The following is a 20,719-nucleotide window of genomic DNA, read 5'->3' as shown; positions in this document are numbered from 1 at the left end:
GACTGCTCGCCGACCCTGGCGGCAACGGCTTCGGGCGTGCCTTCGGCGCGTGCTTCTATCAGGGCATGAATGGTCTGACCTTGCGGCAGATTCACCGCGCTGGCGTTGAGGCTTTCGAGCAGATACTCGCGTTCCTGCTGGCCCACCAGCGGGATATCAGCAAGCACCACCTGCTGGTTATTCACCAGCGTGCGCAGCAACTGTTCGAAATAACCGCAATAACGCTGCACTGTTGCCTCGTCGAACAGTGCAGTGGCGTAGTCCAGCGTGCCGAACAAAGCATCACCCTGCTCGCCGAGGTTAAGCGACAGATCGAACTTGGAGACCTGACTCTGCTGCCCAACCGTCGTCAGCAACAGCCCGTCCATCTCCGGTAACGTCGTTTCCCCGGCCAGCCAGTTCAGCGTCGTCTGGAACAATGGACCGTGGGCCAGACTGCGTGTCGGGCGGACGATTTCCACGACCTGCTCGAACGGCAGATCCTGATGGTCCTGAGCCTCCAGTACTCGCGTCCTGACCTGTGCCAGCAGCGCCTCACCGGTGGGTGCCGATGCCGTGTCGATGCGTATGGCCAGCGTATTGACGAACAGACCGATCAGCCCTTCCAGCTCGGCCCGACCACGGCCCGCGATCGGGCTGCCGATCACCACCTCGGCCTGACCGGAAAGACGCGACAGCAGTGCGCCCCACGCAGTCAGCAAGGTCATGTACAGCGTGACACCTTGCCGCTGTGCCAGCGCACGCAGACCTGCGGTCAGTTGCCCATCCAGCCGCACGTTGAGGCTGGCACCGGCGAAATCCTGCTGCGCCGGACGCGGCCGGTCTGCAGGCAGGGTCAGCAGTGTCGGTGCGCCTTCCAGCGCCTGCCGCCAATAGGCAGCCTGATGTTGCAGACGTTCGCCGCTCATCCAGCCCTGCTGCCAGACCGCATAGTCGGCGTACTGGATGCTCAGAGCTGGAAGTGGATCGGCCTCGCCGCGACGCAGCGCCGGGTACAACGCCAGTAATTCGCGGGTCAGAACTCCCATCGACCAACCATCGGAGACGATGTGGTGCACGGTCAGCAACAACACGTGCCGCTCGTCCTCCACCTGTAGCAGGCAGCCACGGATCAGCGGCCCACGCGTCAGATCGAACGCTGCGGTGGCCTCTGTTACGACGCGTTCGGTCAGGGTGTGCGGGTGTTGACGCAGGTCTTCGATAGGCAGGAACGACATGGCCGTCGGAGGTGTAAACACCACTTCGGCACCCTCCTCGCGGGCGATGAAGCGGCTGCGCAGGGTTTCGTGGCGCTCGACGATCCGCCCAAGCGCGGCCGTCAACGCTGCCACATCCAGCGATCCTTGCAGACTGAGGGCCAGCGGGATGTTGTAGGCCTGATTGCCGCCCTCCATTTGTGCCAGAAACCACAAACGCTGCTGAGCAAACGACAGCGGTAGCGACTGATCACGCGGCGCAGGCAGGATCAGTGACAGTTCACTGCGTCCGGTACCAGCCAGCGCACTGGCCACGGCTGCCAGTTCGCCCAGCGCGAAGAGTTCGCCCAATGGCAATTCCATCACCATCTGCTGACGCACCTGCGACACCATGCGCATGGCCAGCAGGGAGTGCCCACCCAGATCGAAAAAGTGATCGTGGCGACCGACCCGCTCGAGCTGCAGAACTTCAGCCCAGATCTGCGCCAGAGCGATTTCAATCTCGCCCTGCGGTGGCTCATAGGCCAGCCCCAACAGCGACGAATGATCCGGTTTGGGCAGTGCACGGCTGTCCAGCTTACCGTTGGCCGTCAGCGGCAGAGCGGTCAGTTCGACAAAGGCTCCAGGCACCATGTATTCCGGCAGGTTGGCCTGCAAGTGAGCCCGCATTTGCTCTGGTGCAGGCGCTTCGGCGTCCAGTCGGCTGGTGAAATAGGCAACCAGACGCACATTGCCCGGCTCATCCTCGCGCGCCAGAACGACAGCCTCCCTGATGCCCGGCAACTGGTGCAGGCAATTGACGATCTCGCCCAGCTCGATACGGAAACCGCGGATTTTCACTTGATCGTCGTTGCGTCCCAGACATTCCAGCTGGCCGTCCTCCAGCCAGCGGCCCAGATCGCCGGTGCGGTACATCACCGCGCCGGGCTGATCGCTGAACGGGTCGGCGATAAACTTCTCTGCGGTCAGGTCCGGACGATTCAGATAGCCCAGCGCTACACCGTCACCACCAATGTAAAGCTCGCCAATCGCGCCCAACGGCGTCAGGTGCTGATGAGCATCGAGTACGTAGACCGTCGTGTTACCGATAGGCCTGCCGATCGGTATTGATTCGGCATTATCGTCCAGCGTTCGTACATCGCTGGCGGTCGCGAAGGTAGTCGTTTCTGTGGGGCCATACACATTCAACAAGTGCAGGCCCGGAGCCTGGGCAAGCAGCGTGCGGAAGCTCGCTGTGTCGGCACGCTCACCGCCGGAAAGCAACAGCCGAAGGCCGGCGAGTGCCTCGGGGATCAGTTGCACGTACTGGTTGAACAGCGCGCTGGTCAAAAACAGCACGCTGACATTGCCCTGACGCAGGGCTGCACTGAAACGCGTCGGGTCGATCAGCGTGGTGTGTTCGATCACCAACAGTTGCCCGCCGTTGAGCAAGGCACCCCAGACTTCCATGGTGCTGGCATCGAATGCCGGGTTGGAGGCAAAGGCGATGCTGTCCTGCTCGTTGAAGTCGGCATAACCGTTGTTCAATACCAGCCTGGCAATGCCGCGATGGGCCACGCGGACGCCTTTCGGGGCGCCCGTCGAACCGGAGGTATACATGACGTAAGCCGCTGTGTCGGACGCCTGTGGCAGGCCCGGATCATGCGCAGGCTGGTCATCAAGGTTCAACCGGTCCAGATCGATGCGCTGCACCGTCGAGCCCATCGAGATGGCGCTCTGTGTCAGCACACATTTCGCCTGGCAGTCATCGAGCATGTAATGCTGGCGCTCGGCAGGCGCGTTGACGTCCAGCGGCACGTAGGTCGCTGCGCACTTGCAGATCGCCAACTGGCTGATGAGCAGCTCCAGCGAGCGCGGCAGCAGGATTGCCACGTGTTCGTTCGGCCGCACACCTTGTCCCAGCAGGTAGTGAGCCAAGTGGTTGGCGCGTTCGTTCAACTCACCGTAAGTGAGTGAACGACGGCCATGTACGGCAGCCACTGCATGCGGGTGAAGTGCAGCGCGGCGTTCGAACAGAAGGTGCACGGGCTGTTCGCGGGGGTAGTCACGCCGGGTATCGTTGAACGTTACCGACAGACGCTCGCGTTCTGCCTCCGGCACCACTGACGATTCGATCAGGGCTGCTGCCGATTGCTGCTCTAGGGCCTGCACCAGGTGGACAAGGGCTTGTTGTACGTAGGCGCAAATCCGTTGCGGATCAATGCCCGGCGCAGCCTGGGCTGTCAGGCTGAAACCATCGCCGAAGTCATCGATACTCAAGGTCAGCGGGTAGTTGCTGCGCTCCTCTGCATGCACCACCTCAATCCCCTGCCATGCCGTGTTGTTCGCCTGGTCATCGACCTCAGGCACAGCACTGTGGCGGTAATTGAGCAGCGTATTGAACAGTGGCGCGCCAGCCGGCAAGGCACTGCAGCGCTGGGTCAGAGCCAACTGAGCGTGCTCGTGGGCAAGCATCCCGACCAGACGACCATGAAGGTCGAGCACCGCACTGCGCGCGCAATGCCCGCCCAGATCCATGCGCAATGGCAAGGTATTGATGAACACACCCAGGGCGCGCTCACCGCCTTCACCGCCGCGTAACCGTCCAAGCAGCACGGTGCCGAATACCACGCTGTCACGCCCGGACAACTGGCCCAGTACCTTCGCCCAGGCAAGGTGCATCAACGTGGCAGCGCTGACCCCCAACTGCCTTGCCTGGTCGCGAACCTGACGGCACAGGCCGCCGTCCAGCGTGAGACGGGCTTCGCCAGGAATCTGCTCTGCGGATGCCGTTAACAGGCCGTAAGGCAAGGTCGGCTCATCGATATCGCCTAACTGCTCGCGGAAGAACGCTTCATGAGCGTCGTCGCCAGGCCCTTGCACAACGTGGGCGATGTAGTTCCGGTAAGGCACGGGCGCTGCGAGCTGCGCTTCGTTGTCCAGCAGTATGGCCTGCAACTCATGGCTCAATATATCGAGGCCGATATGGTCCATGATCACATGGTGGTAGCGCAGCACTGCTGCGATCCTTTTGTTGGCTGGATCATGGGCATAAACCAGCTGCAACAGCGGCGCCTGCGTCAGGTCCACGCGTGGTGCATTGAAAAGGTCCTGCAAGGCGGTCTCTTCAACCCGCAATGGCGCCTGACGCCAGACCACCTGCACCGGCGCTTGCAAACCCTCCCAGAACAACCCGGTGCGCAGAATATCGTTGCGCTCGATCACGCGCTGCAAGGCATGGCAAAAAGCGTCGAGACGCGAGGCGTCGGCAAAGGCGAACTGCGGCTGCAGCAAATAAGGATCGCGGTCCCCGGCTGTCAGGTGGTGATAAAGAATACCGGTCTGCAACGGGCCCAGCGGGTAGATATCCTGCACATTCGCAGCACCGCCCGGCACCCGCGCCACGATACGGTCGATGGCGGGCTGATCCAGCGCCACCAGCGGCAGCAGTTCAGGGGTGATGCGCTGACAGTGCGCATCGATCAGGTTGGCTGGCACATTGATTTCAGTGTCGCAACCTACGGCCGCAGCCAGCGCCGCCAGCGTAGGCTGGACAAACAGAACGCGAATGTCCGCACGCATGTCCAGACGACGCATGCGCGCAATCAGGGTCACGGCCAGCAACGAGTGGCCGCCCAGTTCAAAGAAATTATCCTGACGACCGACCTGCTCCACATGCAGCAGCTCGGCCCAGAGGCTCGCCAGGGCGATTTCGATCGCCCCTTGCGGCGCTTCATAGGCGCGGCTGGCAATGCTGTCGCGATCCGGTGCCGGCAGGCTCTTGCGGTCCAGTTTGCCGTTCGCCGTCACCGGCAGGCTGGCCAGCCGTACATAGGCCGCAGGCACCATGTAATCGGGGAGCAGGCCCGACAGCCAGGCACGCAACTGTTCGATATCCAGCCCGGGTTTACCTTCACCCGAGGTGTAATAGCCAACCAGTCGTTTGTCACCCGGCACATCCTCGCGCGCCACCACCACAGCGTCGAGAACATCTGGATGATCGTTCAGGCGAGCGGCGATCTCACCCAGTTCGATACGGAAACCACGAATCTTGACCTGTTCGTCATTACGGCCCATGTATTCCAGGCTGCCATCGGCCAGCCAGCGGCCCAGGTCACCGGTACGGTACATACGCGCATCAGGGGCGTGGCTGAACGGGTTGTCGAGGAAACGTTCGGCCGTCAGTGCTTCACGGTTCAGGTAGCCGCGTGCCACACCGGCGCCGCCGACATACAGTTCGCCAACCACGCCCATCGGCACCGGCTCGCCGCGGGCATCGAGGACATACAGCTGCAAGTCGGGAATGCGCCTGCCAATCGGGCTGGCACCGAGGCGCTGGGCGTCTTCGGGCTGCAACGGATAATAGGTCACATGCACGGTGGTTTCAGTGATGCCGTACATGTTCACCAGTTGTGTGCCGGCATTCACGTTGCGGGCATACCACGGCTTGAGTATGACTGTGTCCAGCGCTTCACCGCCAAAGATCACCTTGCGCAACGCATGCGCCTGGCCGTTCTCGCCCTGTGCAGCAATCAACTGACGGAACGCACTCGGCGTCTGGTTGAGCACCGTCACCCCGGCGCGGCACAGCAACGTATAGAAGTCTTCGGGCGAGCGGCTGACCAGTTGCGGCACGATCACCAAATGCCCGCCATGCAGCAACGCGCCCCAGATTTCCCAGACCGAAAAGTCGAAGGCGAACGAATGGAACAGCGCCCAGACATCCTGCTGGTTGAAACCGAACCAAGCTTCGGTGGCCGAGAACAGCCGCGCAACGTTGCGGTGTTCGATCATCACGCCTTTGGGCTTACCGGTAGAGCCGGAGGTGTAGATCACATAAGCCAGGTTGCCGGGCTTTACCAGCACCTGCGGATTGCAGACGGATTCGTCCTGCAAGTCGTCGTCGAGACTGATTACCGGCACTTCCGAGACCGGCAAGGTGCCCTGCACTGACCGCTGACTCAACAACGCCACCGGTGCGCTGTCCTCGAGGGTATAAGCCAGACGTTCAAGCGGATAAGCCGGGTCCAGTGGCACGTAGGCGGCACCGGCTTTGAGGATCCCCAGCAGGCCGGCGATCATCTGCAGGCCGCGAGGCGTGCAGATGGCGACTCGGTCGTCCGCACCAATGCCCATGCCAATCAGGCGATGCGCGATCCTGTTGGCCTGGGCGTTAAGTGTCGCGTAGCTCCACGACTCCTCTTCATAGCTGACGGCAATCGCATCCGGCGTGCGCTGCGCTTGCGCTTCAAACTGACTGTGCAGCGTCTGCTCTTGCGGATAAACCGCATCGGGTGCATTGAAACCTTCGGTCAATTGCAGACGCTCGGCCTCCGACAGCAGCGGAATGTGGCTCACAACCGTCTGGCTGTCAGCCACCATGGCGCGCAGTATCGCCTCCACATACCCCAGATAGCGTTCGATGGTGTCGTGGTCAAACAAAGCCGTGGCATATTCCACGATGCAGCGGAAATGGTCGGGGCCATCGCTGACGCTCAGCGCCAGGTCGAATTTCGCAAAAGCGGCCTGTTCATCCAGCGGTTCGAGCTGCATATCGCCCAGTTGCAATTCCAGCCCCTGGCTGCCGTCCCAGGTCAGCGATGCCTGGAATAACGGGCTGTGCGCGAGGCTGCGCGGCGGCCGCAGGCGCTCCACCACTTGTTCGAAAGGCAGGTCCTGATGGTCCTGCGCTTCCACTACGCGGGCCTTGATGCGCTCCAGCAGCGTCACCACATCCGGCTCGCCCGACGTGTCGACACGCACGGCCAGGGTGTTGACGAACAGACCGATCAAGCCTTCGATTTCAGCACGACGGCGGTTGGCAACCGGCATGCCGACGACCACCTCTTCCTGCCCGGACAGCCGCGCCAGCAATACGGCCCATGCGCCCATGAACAGCATGAACGGTGTCATCGACTGTGCCTGGCAGAAGGCTCTGAGGTCGTTGCTCAGACGCGGATCGAGATCCAGCGCGACGCTGGCCCCGGTGTAGTCCTGATGCGCAGGACGCGGCCGGTCAGTGGGCAAGGTCAGCAATACCGGCGCACCCGTCAGGGTCTGCTGCCAGTAATCGGCCTGATGACTCAACCGCTCGTCGTCCAGCCAGTTGCGTTGCCACACGGCGTAATCGCCATATTGCAGCGCCAGCGCGGGCAGTGGATCGTCCTGCCCTTGACTGAACGCCTGGTAGAGCGCGGTCAGCTCGCGGGTCAGTACGCCCAGCGACCAGCCGTCAGCAACGATGTGATGCACGGTCAGCAACAAGACGTGACGGTCTTCAGCCAGGCACAGCAAACGGCCACGGATCGGCAGGTCGTGTTGCAAGTCGAAGGGCTGCGCAGCCTCTTCCCTGATCACTGCCTGCAGCGCTTGCGGGTCCTGATCGCGTAAATCCTGCCAGCAGATGCGCGGCACTTCAGTCACCGGCGCTGCCTGTACCCAGGCATTGTCGTCTTCCTGGCTGAAGCGGCTGCGCAGGCTGTCGTGGCGGGCCACAATACGTTCCAGCGCACGCGTCAATGCTCGACTGTCCAGCGGACCGCTCAGTTTCAGGCCCAGCGAGATGTTGTAGGCGCTGTTGGCATCTTCCATTTGCGCCATGAACCAGATGCGCTGTTGAGCAGAAGACAAAGGTACAGGACCATTGCGCGGCTGCACTTCGATAGCCGGCAACTGACTGCGCGCGGCAGCGGTCAGGCAGTGTGCGACCGCGATCAGCGAACTGTCGGCAAACAGGTCGCCAAGGGCCAGTTCCAGTGACAGGCGCTGACGTACCTGAGAAACCATGCGCATGGCCAGCAGCGAATGACCGCCCAGCTCGAAGAAACGGTCATGACGCCCTACTCGCTCGACCTGCAGCAATTCGCTCCAGATCAGGGCCAGTGCGCTTTCCAGATCGCCTTGCGGGGCCTGGTATTCGCCGGTCGACAGCGCGGCGCGGTCGGGTACCGGCAAGGCTCGGCGGTCAACCTTGCCATTGGCCGTCAACGGCCAGCTGTCCAGGCGCACTAATGCGCCGGGCACCATATAACCCGGTAGACGGGCCAGCAGCGCGGTACGCAATTGCTCCACGCTGCTGGCGGCAGCGCCTGCACGCTCGGTGAAGTAGCCCACCAGCCGTGGTTGCCCCGGTTCGTCTTCACGAGCCAGTACCAGTGCTTCCTCGATACCCGGCAATTGGCTGAACTGGTTTTCGATTTCTCCCAGCTCGATGCGCACCCCGCGAATTTTCACCTGATCGTCATTACGACCCAGATATTCCAGGGTGCCATCAGCATTCCAGCGCGCCAGATCCCCGGTGCGGTACATGCGCGCCTGTGGTTGCCCGGCGAACGGGTCATGCATAAAGCGTTCTGCTGTCAGTTGCGGTTGATTCAGATAACCGCGGGCGACACTGTCGCCGCCGATATACAGCTCGCCCGGTACCCCGAGCGGGACCAACTGTTGGCGTTCATCAAGCAGGTAAATCGAGGTGTTGGCGACCGGTTTGCCGATGTCCAGGCTGCCGTCGGGTAGTAAGCGACCGGAGGTGGCGACCACCGTGGTTTCGGTGGGGCCATAATTGTTGATCACCGCAAAACCGGGATCGCGATGGAACTGGCGTAGCCGGTCACCGCCGATCAGCAGCGTGCGCAGGGTTGGATGACGCAGATTGCGACTGAAAGCGTATTCGGCCACCGGAGTGGGCAGAAAAGCGACCTGCAGTGGCTGGGCGATCCACCAGTCAAGCAGCGCATCGAGCTGCTCATTGCCGATTTCGGCCGGTGGCAGGTGCAGCGTCGCCCCGGCGCACAAGGCCGGCCAGATTTCCCAGGCCATGGCGTCGAAACCGAAGCCCGCCACACTGGCGGTATGACTGCCCGCGTGCAGATCGAAGGCCTCACGGTGCCAGTCGATCAGATTGTTCAGCGAGCGGTGTTCGACCATCACGCCCTTGGGTTGGCCGGTCGAGCCCGAGGTGTAGATCACATAGGCGAGATGGGTCGCATCGAGCGTGGCGATATGAGGATTGTCTTGCTGCTCCGGCCAGTTTGCCAGGTCCAGCTCGATCAGCGGGGTGTTCAATCCCGCCAGGCCCAACCCTTGCAGGCGTTCGACAAACGCCGGTTGAGCCAATACCGCAACCGGCGCGCTGTCGCCGAGCAGATAGGCAATGCGCTCGTCCGGGTGCGCCGGATCGACCGGCACATAGCCTGCACCGGCCTTGAGCACCGCCAGCAAGCCGACCAGCGTCTCCAGGCTGCGCCGCGCTACCACCGCCACACGGTCATCGGGTTGTACGCCAAGACTGAGCAAATGATCGGCGAGCGCATTGGCCCGCGCGTTCAGCTCGCGGTAGCTAAGGTTTTGTGCACCTACCTGTGCGGCAATGGCGTCAGGCTGCTGCTCTGCCAGCTGTTCGATACGCTGATGAATCGTCAGCCTGCGTTCGTAGTCGGCACGTCGGTCATTGAAGTCCAGCAACAACCGCGCACGCTCGCTGGCAGGCACGATATCAAGCTGTTCGACCGGCATCTGCGGCGTCTGCTCCAGCGCATCGACCACGCTTTCCATGGTCCATTGCATATAGGCGCAAATGCTTTGCGGGTCGATGCCTGCGGTGGCTTGTGCCGTCAAGCCAAAGGCTTCACCCAGATCATCGACGCTCAGTACCAGCGGATAATTGCTGCGCTCCTGAGCCTGTAGCACTTCAATGCCTTGCCATGTTTCACCGGACGCCTGCGCCGGCGCACTGTGGCGGTAGTTGAGCAACACGTTGAACAACGGCGTCGGCGCCTTTACCCCACTGCAGCGCTGCGCCAGTGCCAGCGGTGCGTGTTCGTGGCGCATCAGCGCGGTCAGGCGCTGATGGGTGGCGCGCACTGCGGCTTGCACGCCCTGCTCAGCCAGATCGAGGCGCAGCGGCAATGTGTTGATGAAGATGCCCAGCGCCCGCTCTGTGGCTTCGGCACCCAGCAGGCGTCCCATCAGCACGGTGCCGAATACCACCCGCGACTGTCCGGCGAGGCCCGCCAGCACCCGTGCCCAGCCCAGATGGAACAGGCTGGCGACACTGATGCCCAGGGTTCGCGACTGAGCGCGCAGGCGCTGACACAACTGCTGATCGAGCGTGACGCTATGCTCTTCGATGGCATCTCCCTCACCGCTCAAATCCTGCAGGCCGTAGGCCAGTGTCGGTTCGTCGAGATCACCCAGCATTTCGCGAAAAAACGCTTCATGCTGAGCTTCGCTGACGCCCAGCAGCGCCTGTCCGACATAGTTGCGAAACGGTACCGGTACGCCCAGCATTTCAGCTTGCCCTGACAGGCAGGCCTGTATTTCATGGCGCACCACCTCAAGGGCACTGTGGTCCATGGCAATGTGGTGGAACAGCAGCGTAGCTTCGACCCGTTGCCCTGCCGCAGGGGCATGGCAGACCAGGCGCATCAGCGGCGCCTGGCCCAGGTCCATCGTCAGGTCTGCCGCGAGCGGCGAGCGGTCGACCTTCAGTTCAGCGTGGCGCCAGACCACCTGCACCGGGGTTTCCAGCCCCTTCCAGTGCACCGACGTACGCAGAATGTCATGCCGGGTAATGACGGTTTGCAACGCCTCGGCGAACGCGTTCAGACGTGCCTGATCGGAAAAGGCGAATTGCACCTGCATGACATAGGGATCGCCCTGGGTGGCGGTGACGTGGTGGTAAAGAATGCCCTGCTGCAGCGGCGCCAGCGGGTAGATGTCCTGGACATTCGCGGCACCTCCCGGTATCGCGTCCATCAACAGGTCGATAGCCGCCTGATCAAGGTCCACCAGCGTCACCATTGCGGGAGTGATTAGCTCGCAACCCTGTTCGATGCCGTTGGCTGGCAATGCCGGTGCGCCGCGCTTGCCGTTCTGATAATCGCCCTGTTCGATGAGCTCGATCAGCGCCGGCTTATGCTCACGCAGATGTTCAAGTAGCCCGTTCTCGGTCAAGGCACGGCGATTGCCCTGTACCACCAATTGACCGTCCTTGACCGTCAGGTGGATTTCGTGAGCTTTGAGTGTCGCCAAGAGTTCGTTGATGCTCACAGGGTAATCTCCATGTTCTCTGTGATGGCTGCGTAGCCCGCCAGCGTAGGTTGTTCGAAAAGCGCCCGTACATCGGCCTCGATGCCTTCCTGGCGCAGGCGCGCAGTCAGACTCACCGCCAGCAGCGAATGACCGCCCAGCTCGAAAAAATTGTCATGACGGCCGACCTGCCCGACCCCGAGCAGTTCGCTCCAGAGCCTGGCCAGCAAGGCTTCGGTTTCGCCTTGCGGTGCTTCATAAGGGCGGGTCAGGAGCGCATCCTGCCCGGGCGCAGGCAGCGCCTTGCGGTCCAGCTTGCCGTTGGGGCTCAGGGGCATGGCATCCATATGCACGAACAGTGCGGGCACCATGTAATCCGGCAACTGCGCGCGCAGCACCTCACGCAAGGTCTCGACCGGCAGCTGTGTGCCGGTGTAATAGGCCACCAGCCGCTGCCCGCCCGGTTGCTCGTCGCGCACCAGAACGATTGCCTGTTCGATACCCGGATGGTTGATCAGGCAGGCCTGAATGTCGCCCGGTTCGATACGCAATCCGTGGATCTTCACCTGATCGTCGTTGCGGCCAAGGAACTCGAGGTTACCGTCTGCCCGCTGGCGTGCCAGATCGCCACTGCGGTACAGGCGATCACCCGTCACGAAGGGGCTGTCGATAAAACGCTCGGCGTCGGTCTTTGGCAGGTTCAGGTAGCCACGCGTCACCCCGGCACCGCCGATATGCAGCTGGCCGATAACCCCCTGCGGTACGGGCTGGTCATGGGCATCGAGCACGTAAAGCCGCGTGTTGCTGATCGGACGCCCGATAGGCAAGGCGCTGTCCGGCACGGCTTCGTTGGGTCGCAGCGTCCAGACACTGCAATCGACGGTGGTTTCGGTCGGGCCGTACACGTTGTGCAGGCGTACCTCTGGCAAACGTTTGCGTAGCTGCGCGGCCATCTCCACGGTCAGCTCACCGCCCCCGCAGACCACGTCGGTCAGGCTGCTGCACGCGCGGCTCTGCGGCAGATCGAGGAACTGCTGTAACAGCGCAGGAACGAACTGCACCACGCTGACCTGGCGTTCCTGAATCACTTGCGCCAGGTAGGCAGGATCGCGCTGGCCGTCAGGACGCGCGAGCACCAGCGCAATACCACTGCTCAGTGGCCAGAAGATCTCCCAGACCGAGGCGTCGAAGCTGATCGGGGTCTTTTGCAGCAAGACGGTGTCCGAGCTGGGTGGGCACAATACCGAGCTCCACTGCACCAGGTTGCTGACGTTGCGGTGCTCGACCATCACTCCTTTCGGCGTGCCGGTGGAGCCCGAGGTGTAGATCACATACGCCAGATGCTCCGCGGTCAGGCCGGTAACGCGCGGATTCTGATTACGCTGTGCGTCCCAGGTCACGCTGTCCAGATCGATCCGCAGGGCGTGCTCGTCGTCGAGCAGATCGCGGGTGCCGGCTTGTACCAGCAAGGCGACCGGTGTGCTGTCCTTGACCATGTACTGCAAACGCTCGCGCGGGTAGCTGGGGTCCAGTGGTACGTAAGCGCCACCGGCCTTGAGGATCGCCAGCAGACCGATCACCATCGACAGGCCGCGCTCGACGCAGATCGCGACCCGTTGATCGGGCCGCACGCCCAGATCGATCAGGTGATGAGCCAGGCTGTTGGCCTGTTCATTGAGCTGGCGATAGCTCAATTGTGCACGTCCGGCGCGCAGGGCTATCGCCTGCGGCGTACGCACCGCCTGGGCTTCGAACAGCCCGTGCAGGGTTTGCTGAAGATCGTGGTGGATCGTCGTGGCGTTGAAGTCGACCAGCGAACGCTGCCGCTCTTCAGCGCCGAGTACCGACAGGTGCTGCACCGGCAGATCCGGCTGGCCTTCAAGGGCGTCAAGCATGGTCACCAGCGTCTGCTGCACATAAGCACAGATACGTTGCGCCCCTACCCGGGGTGGCACGGTAACGCTCAGACGCAGGCTGTCGCCCAGATCGTCGACGTTGAGGCTCAACGGGTAGTTGGTGTGCTTCTCGCTGGTCAGAATCTCCAGGCCTTGCCATGCATCGAGCTGCGCATCCTGGCGCGCCTGGCCTGCTGCGTGTCGATAGTTGAGGATTGCACTGAACAACGGCAATGGCGCTGCCACCCCGCTCCAGCGCTGTGCCTGAGCCAGGGATGCGTGCTCATGGCCAAGCAGTGCCGCCAGTCGTGCATGTGTGGCACGTGCGCCGTCGCGCACACTGAGGTTGCCCAGATCGACCCGCAACGGTAGCGTATTGATGAACATGCCCATACCACGGTCGGCACCCGCACCGCCCTGCAAACGACCCAGCAGCACAGTGCCGAATACCACGCGGTCATTGCCGGTGGCCGCGCCCAGAACCCGCGCCCAGGCCAGATGCAACAGGCTGGCGACGCTGACACCCAGTTGTCGCGCCTGACTGCGCAGGCGCTGTAGCAACGCATCCGGCAGCGCCTGCTGGGCTTCCTCGATGCAACGGCCGTCACCCTGCACATCGCGCAGATCGAATGGCAACGTCGGCTCGTCTATATCGCCCAGTTGTTCGCGGAAATACGCCTCATGCTCCGCCTCGCTGACACCCAGGCGTGCCTGAGCCACATAGTTGCGATACGGCACAGCGGGCTGAGTCGGGCCCGGCTCGCCGCGCAGATGGGCGAGCATTTCTTCGCGCATGACTTCGAGTGCAGTGGCGTCCACCACAATGTGATGGAACCGCAGCGTTGCCGACAGGCCTGGGCCTTCCGCGTCCGGGCAGTAGGCCAGGCGGATCAGCGGCGCACAGCTCAAGTCCATACGCGCCGCGCCCGCCGGGGTGTCGATTTGCGCCATTGTCACACGCTCGACAAGCAGATCCGCCTGGCGCCAGACCACCTGTTGCGGCGTTTCCAGGCCTTCCCAGACGATCGCCGTGCGCAGACTGTCGTGCCGCGCGATGACCTTGCGCAAGGCAGCGGCCACTGCCTCCAGACGCTCCGGGCTGTCGACGTTCATGCGCAATTGCAGCAAGTACGGGTCGCCCTGCTCGGCAGTCAGGTGGTGATAGAGGATGCCTTCCTGCAGGGGCGCCAGCGGGTAGATTTCCTGAATATTGGCCGCACCGCCAGGCACCGTGGCGACAATGCGCTCGATGGTCGTCTGGTCGAGCTGTGACAGGCTCAGCAGCTCTGGCGTGATGTGGGTGCAACCGGCCGGAACGCGATTGAGCGGGGTCGGGACTTCACGCCCTTTACCCACGGATGCGGCCAGCGCGGCGACGGTCGGCTGGCCGAGCAGGACACGTACATCGACGCTGAGTCCGGCGTTGCGCAGGCGCTCGACCAGACTGACCGCCAGCAGCGAGTGGCCGCCCAGTTCAAAGAAGTTGTCATGCCTGCCGACTTTTTCCAGGCCAAGCACGTGCGCCCAGAGATCAGCCATAAGGATCTCCGTTGCACCCACGGGTGCCTCGTAGGCCTGACTGGTCAGCGCTTCCAGCTCCGGGTCCGGCAAGGCACGGCGGTCAAGCTTGCCATGGCTGGTCAGCGGCAGCGCGTCCAGGCGTGTGAAGGCCAGCGGCACCATGTGCGCGGGAAGACGTGCACGCAACGCCTCGCGCAGCGCTTCGGGTTCGACGGGAGCATTTTCGGTGAACCAGGCTAGCAAACGGTCACCGCGCACCAGCACCACGGCGTCCTGCACTTCGGCCTGACTGGCCAGCGCCGACTCGACTTCGCCCAGCTCGATGCGCATGCCGCGAATTTTCACCTGATCGTCGTTGCGCCCCAGATAGTCGAGGCTGCCATCGGCATTCCAGCGCACCAGATCGCCGCTGCGATACAGGCGCGCCTGCGTTGCGGCACTGAACGGGTCGGCAATAAAACGCTCTTCGGTCATTTGCGGACGATTCAGATAGCCACGGGCAACCCCCGCGCCACCGATATACAGCTCGCCGACGACACCCACCGGCACCGGCTGCAACTGCTCGTCCAGCACATACACGCGAGTGTTGGTGATCGGACCACCTATATGCAACGGGCCGCCCGGCTGCATGGCACCAGAGGTCGCCACCACAGTGGTTTCAGTCGGGCCGTAATTGTTGATCACGGCGAAGCCAGGGTCGCTGTCGAACTGGCGAAGACGGTCGCCGCCGATCAGCAACGTACGCAGCGTCGGGTGCTGGCGCGGGCGTCTGAAGGCCTGCTCGGCCACCGGGGTGGGCAGGAAACCGACCTGAAGTGGCTGTTCCAGCCACCAGTCGAGCAGTTCATCGACGTGCTCGTTGCCGACTTCGGCCGGTGGCAGATGCAGCACTGCACCGGCACACAGCGCCGGCCACACTTCCCAGGCCATGGCGTCGAAGCCGAAACCGGCCACGCTCGCCGTATGACTGCCAGCCTGCAGAGCGAACGCCTGACAGTGCCAGTGCACCAGATTGACCAGCGTGCAGTGCTCGACCATGACGCCCTTGGGCTGACCGGTGGAGCCGGAGGTGTAGATGACGTACGCCAGTTTTTGCGCATCAAGGTCCGCAACGCAGGGGTTATTGCCGGAAGAACCAGGCCAGTCAGCCTGCTCGATGTTCACCCGGGCAGTATCGCCGGCCAGATCATGAGTCAAGTTTTCAGTCAGAACCACGCGGGGCGCGCTGTCCTGTAGGAGGTAGGCAATACGCTCAGCCGGATAGACCGGGTCGACCGGCACGTAGGCCGCACCGGCCTTGAGCACCGCCAACATGGCAACCAGGCGTTCGGGACCACGGTGCAGGCACAGGGCAACACGTTCATCGGTTTTGACGCCCAGACCCATCAGATGGTGGGCCAGGCGATTGGCGCGCTGGTTGAGCTGAGCATAGGTCAGGACATGGCCGCCCTGAATCACCGCTGGGCTGTCTGGCTGGCTGGCAGCCTGCGCTTCGATCAACGCATTCACGGTGCAGTCCTGCGGGAACGGCTGCTCGCTGCCATTGAAATCGAGCAACAAATGGTTGCGCTCTGCCGCATCGAGAATCGCTACGTTCTCCAGCCGCAGCGGCAGTGCCTGTTCCAGAGTGTCCAGCAGATGCTCCAGCGTGTTGAGCACCCAGCAAGCGATACGCTTGGCTCCCATACCCTGCTGCGCCAGCATATGCAGGTCGAAACCTTCGCCCAGATCGTCCACGCAGAGGGTCAGCGGGTAGTTGCTGCGTACATCGCCACCGAGCACCCGCACGCCTTGCCAGAGCCCTTCGCCGTCCTGCGGTTTTACCTCCCCGCTGTGGCGATAATTGAGCAAGGCACTGAACAGCGGGGAACCCGATGCCACCGCACTGCAGCCCTGGGCGAGTACCAGTGAAGCCTGCTCGTGGGCGATCAGCGCAGACAGCTTCGTGTGAACCGCTTTGACGGCTGAACGAGTGTCCTGCGCCGTATCCACGCGCAGCGGCAAGGTATTGATAAACACACCGAGTGCCCGATCAGCGCCCTCACCGCCCATGCGTCCCAGCAACACAGTGCCGAACACCACGTCGCGACGATTGGCGAGCACGCCCAGAACCCGCGCCCATACGACGTGCATCAGACTTGCGGCGCTCACCCCGAGCTGGCGTGCCTGTTCGCGCAGCCGCAGCGCCAGCTCAGGGTCGAGGGCCCGTCGCTCCTCCTCGATGCCACTGCCATCGGCGTGTACGTCCTGTATGCCAAAAGGCAGGGTTGGCTCATCGACGTCACCGAGCATTTCAGTGAAAAACGCTGTGTGGCTTGCCTCATCGTTGGCCAGGCGTACTTGCGCGACGTAGTTGCGATACGGCACTGGCGTTTTCAAGTCATAGCGGTGGCCGAACAGCAACGCTTGCATCTCGCGGCTGACGATCTCCATCGCCGTGTTATCCAGCACCAGGTGGTGGAAAAGCAGAATGGCGACGGTTTCGCCGCTCGACGATTGCTGGGCATGCACCAGACGCATCAAGGGGGCCTGGGTCAGATCCAGTCGATGATGACGAGCGTCGAACTGGCGTTGCAGACGGTCGATGACAGCCGTTTCGGGGTCTTCGGCCTCGAACTCGATGGCTTGTACTGTCAGCTCGGCATTGCGCCAGACCACCTGTTGCGGGCTTTCCAGGCCTTGCCATACCACTGAGGTGCGCAGGATATCGTGGCGGTCGATAACCTCCTGCAAGGCCGCGGCCCAACTGTACAGGCGCTCCGGCGTGTCGAACGCCAGGCGCCATTGCAGCAGATAGGTATCGCCGTGCTCTGCGATCAGGTGGTGATAGAGAATGCCTTCCTGCAGCGGTGCCAGCGGGTAGATATCCTGCACATTGGCAGCACCGCCCGGTACGCTGGCGACGATGCGGTCAATGGCTGACTGTTCGAGCGCCACCAGACTCAACATGCCCGGAGTGATCTGCTTGCAGCCTGCCGGAATAAGGTTTGCCGGCACTTTGAAGGTGTTGACGTCCGTCTGAGATGCCGCCAGAGCGGCCAGTGTCGGCTGGCTGAGCAGCACATGCACATCCGCCTTGAGTCCGGCCTTGCGCAGTTGCTCTACCAGACTGACGGCCAGCAGTGAATGGCCGCCCAGTTCGAAAAAGTTGTCGTGCCGCCCTACGCGCTCGATGCCCAGCACTTGTGCCCAGATGACCGCCATGGCGATTTCCACTTCGCCCTGTGGTGCTTCATAAGCGTTGCCGAGCAGGTACGCCGGGTCGGGATCGGGCAGCGCACGACGGTCAAGTTTGCCGTTGGCCGTCAATGGCAGCGACGCCAGCCGGGTAAAGGCACGCGGCACCATGTAGCCCGGCAGACGTGCGCGCATTGCCGCTGACAGCGTGTCGGTGTCGACCGTGGCGGTTTCGGTGAACCAGGCAAGCAGATGGAGATCGCGAACCAGCACGACTGCGTCTTTCACACCGTCCAGACTGGCCAGCACCGACTCGATTTCGCCCAGCTCAATGCGCATGCCTCGAATCTTCACCTGGTCGTCGTTACGGCCCAGGTAATCCAGAGTCCCGTCGCCGTTCCAGCGTACAAGATCGCCACTACGGTACATACGTGCCTGCGCGACATCGCTGAACGGGTCGGCAACAAAGCGCTCGTCGGTGAGTTGCGGCTGGTTCAGATAGCCCCGCGCAACACCCTCACCGCCAATGTAAAGCTCACCGGGTACTCCGACGGGCATCGCTTGCAAGTGCTTGTCGAGTACGTAAACACGGGTGTTGGCGATGGGGCCGCCAATGTGCAGCGCGCCATTGGCCTGCACCTGACCGGAGGTGGCGACAACGGTGGTTTCGGTCGGACCATAGTTGTTGACGACGGCATAACGGCGGTTGTGAGTGAACTGGCGCAGACGATCGCCGCCGATCAGCAGCGTACGCAAGGTCGGATGGTCGTGATTCTGGCTGAAGGCGTACTCGGCCACCGGGGTGGGAAGAAAGCTCACGTCCAGCGGTTGCGCGCGCCACCAGTCGAGCATGGCTTCAATGTCCTCACCACCGTCCTGTACCGGCGCCAGATGCAGGGTTGCACCAGCACACAGGGTCGGCCAGACCTCCCAGGCCATCGCGTCAAAACCGAAGCCGGCCAGGCAAGAAGTATGACTACCCGCCTTCACATCGAAAGCCTGACAGTGCCAGTCAACCAGATTGGCCAGGGTTCGATGCTCTACCATCACGCCTTTGGGCTGGCCTGTGGAGCCGGATGTGTAAATGACGTAGACCAGATTGTCGCTGCCCAGCCCCGCTACCTGCGGATTATTCTCGGCGCCCTGGCCGCCGGTGCAATGGTCCAGCTCGATCAGCGGCATTGCCAGCGGCGGCAGACGCTCGATCAGCGAAGACAGGGTCAGCACCACCACCGGCGCGCTGTCACTGAGCAGATAATGCAGGCGTTCACGCGGGTGCGACGGGTCGATGGGCACATAAGCCGCCCCCGCCTTGAGGATGGCCAAAAGCCCTACCAGGGTTTCCAGGCCACGGCGCGAAACGATTGCCACGCGATCGTCAGGGCGTACGCCCTGGTAGATCAGACGCTGAGCCAGGGCATTGGCCTGCCGGTTGAGTTGCGCGTAGGTCAGGTGTTGCCCCTGGAATATCGCCGCCACGGCATAGGGGCGAGTACGGGCCTGCTGTTCGATGCGTCGATGAATCAGTTGCTCGTCGCCCACAGCCGTTTCAGTCTGATTCCAGGTCTGCAGTTGCAATTGCTCGGCAGGTGCAGACAGGTGGAAGTCCTGAATCTTCAAAGCCGGGTTTTCCAGCCCCTGTTCCAGAACGTGCAGCAAGCGTCCGGCAATCGCCGAGGCCTCGTCGTCATCGATCCAGGCACGGTGGTGAACCAGGTGCAGCGAGGCATCGTCGTTGCAACTGTTGCTGCGCAAGTGGATGGCCAGCGGCGTCGCCTCGTAACCATTGGACACTTTTACCGTCCGCGCCTGCGCATCGGTGTAGCAGTAACCGTGGTCCTCCAGCTCGTAGGACACCGAAACTTCGAACAGTTGCGCCCGTCCCTCACGCGACAATTCGAGACTGCGATTGAGCTCGCTCAAGGGGAAGCGCTGATGACGGAAGTCACGTTTCAGTGCGTCACGCACCTCGACCACCAAGGCAGCGAAGTCCAGCCCGTCGTCGAAAGCCATGCGCACGGCACTGACCTGAGCGAAGTGACCCAGCGTCGCCTTGAAGCGCGCGCCGCTGCGGTTGAGCAGCGGCAGCCCGACAATCCACTCGTCGCGTTGCGCAGTGCGCGTGAAATAGACATGCAGAACCGCCAGCAGTACATGAAACGCAGAGGCGTTGTGGTGCTCGGCAAATTGTTTCATGCGCGCATGCAAGGTACCGGGAAGCGGCTGCACCCAGGCATGGGACGGCGCCGGGTCAGTCGCCCGGCGGTTGTGATAGCGCGACACCAGCAACGGCTCCGGCAAATCGCGGTATTTCTCCAGCCAATAGGCCCTGTCCAGCGAATAGCGTTCTGATGCCTGATACCGGGCATCGTCTGCAATGAAGTCGCTGTACCCCGGTGCAACCAGTTCGAGGTCTTTACCTGCCATCAATGCGCTGTAAAGCTCGCCCAGGGACTTGAACAACTGTGCGAAACCCCAGCCATCGAGAATCAGGTGGTGGGCCTGGCCTGCCAGCCAGTGGCGATCATCCGCCAGACGGATGAGGCTAAAGTCGAGTAGCGGGCTGCCGTCGAGCACGTACGGGCGGCGCATGCTGTCGTTGATCAGTGCTCGCGCTGCCTGCTCCGGCTCGGGGTGGCTGCCGAGGTCGTAAAATGGCAGTGACACCGGCATGGAGGCCGCATAAGTCTGAAGCGGCACGCCATCCGCTCCGGCACCCGGCATCAGCACCGTGCGCAGCGCCTCATGTGCACCAACCAGTTGCTCCAGCGCCTTGTGCAGGGTTGTCGGGTCAACCGCTCCGGACAGTTGCAGATAGCCGCCAATGTTATAAAGCGGAGAGTCACCGCGGCTGATCTGATCAAGCCAGACGTCGCGCTGAGCAGCGGTCAATGGGAATGTTGCGGCGCTGGAGGCGAGCAT

The 20,719-nt window shown here is 62.6% G+C and carries 2 protein-coding genes (1 of these 2 running past the window's edge); both read right to left on the bottom strand.

Annotated elements, in window-relative coordinates:
* On the bottom strand, nucleotides 1-11,225 hold the 5' portion of the coding sequence (locus AO388_RS22535; RefSeq protein WP_058417166.1) for a non-ribosomal peptide synthetase. It extends 6,556 nt beyond the left edge of the window; the window shows 11,225 of its 17,781 coding nt (coding positions 1-11,225); its start codon is at nucleotides 11,223-11,225; its stop codon lies off the left edge, out of view.
* Complete coding sequence (locus AO388_RS22530) at nucleotides 11,222-20,719, bottom strand: non-ribosomal peptide synthetase (RefSeq protein WP_058417165.1); 9,498 nt, start codon at nucleotides 20,717-20,719, stop codon at nucleotides 11,222-11,224. Before AO388_RS22530 ends, AO388_RS22535 begins: the two co-directional genes overlap by 4 nt.

Source organism: Pseudomonas sp. ICMP 10191, assembly GCF_001467335.1.
Taxonomy (GTDB): domain Bacteria; phylum Pseudomonadota; class Gammaproteobacteria; order Pseudomonadales; family Pseudomonadaceae; genus Aquipseudomonas; species Aquipseudomonas cerasi.
This window is presented reverse-complemented; position numbering and strand designations above follow the sequence as displayed.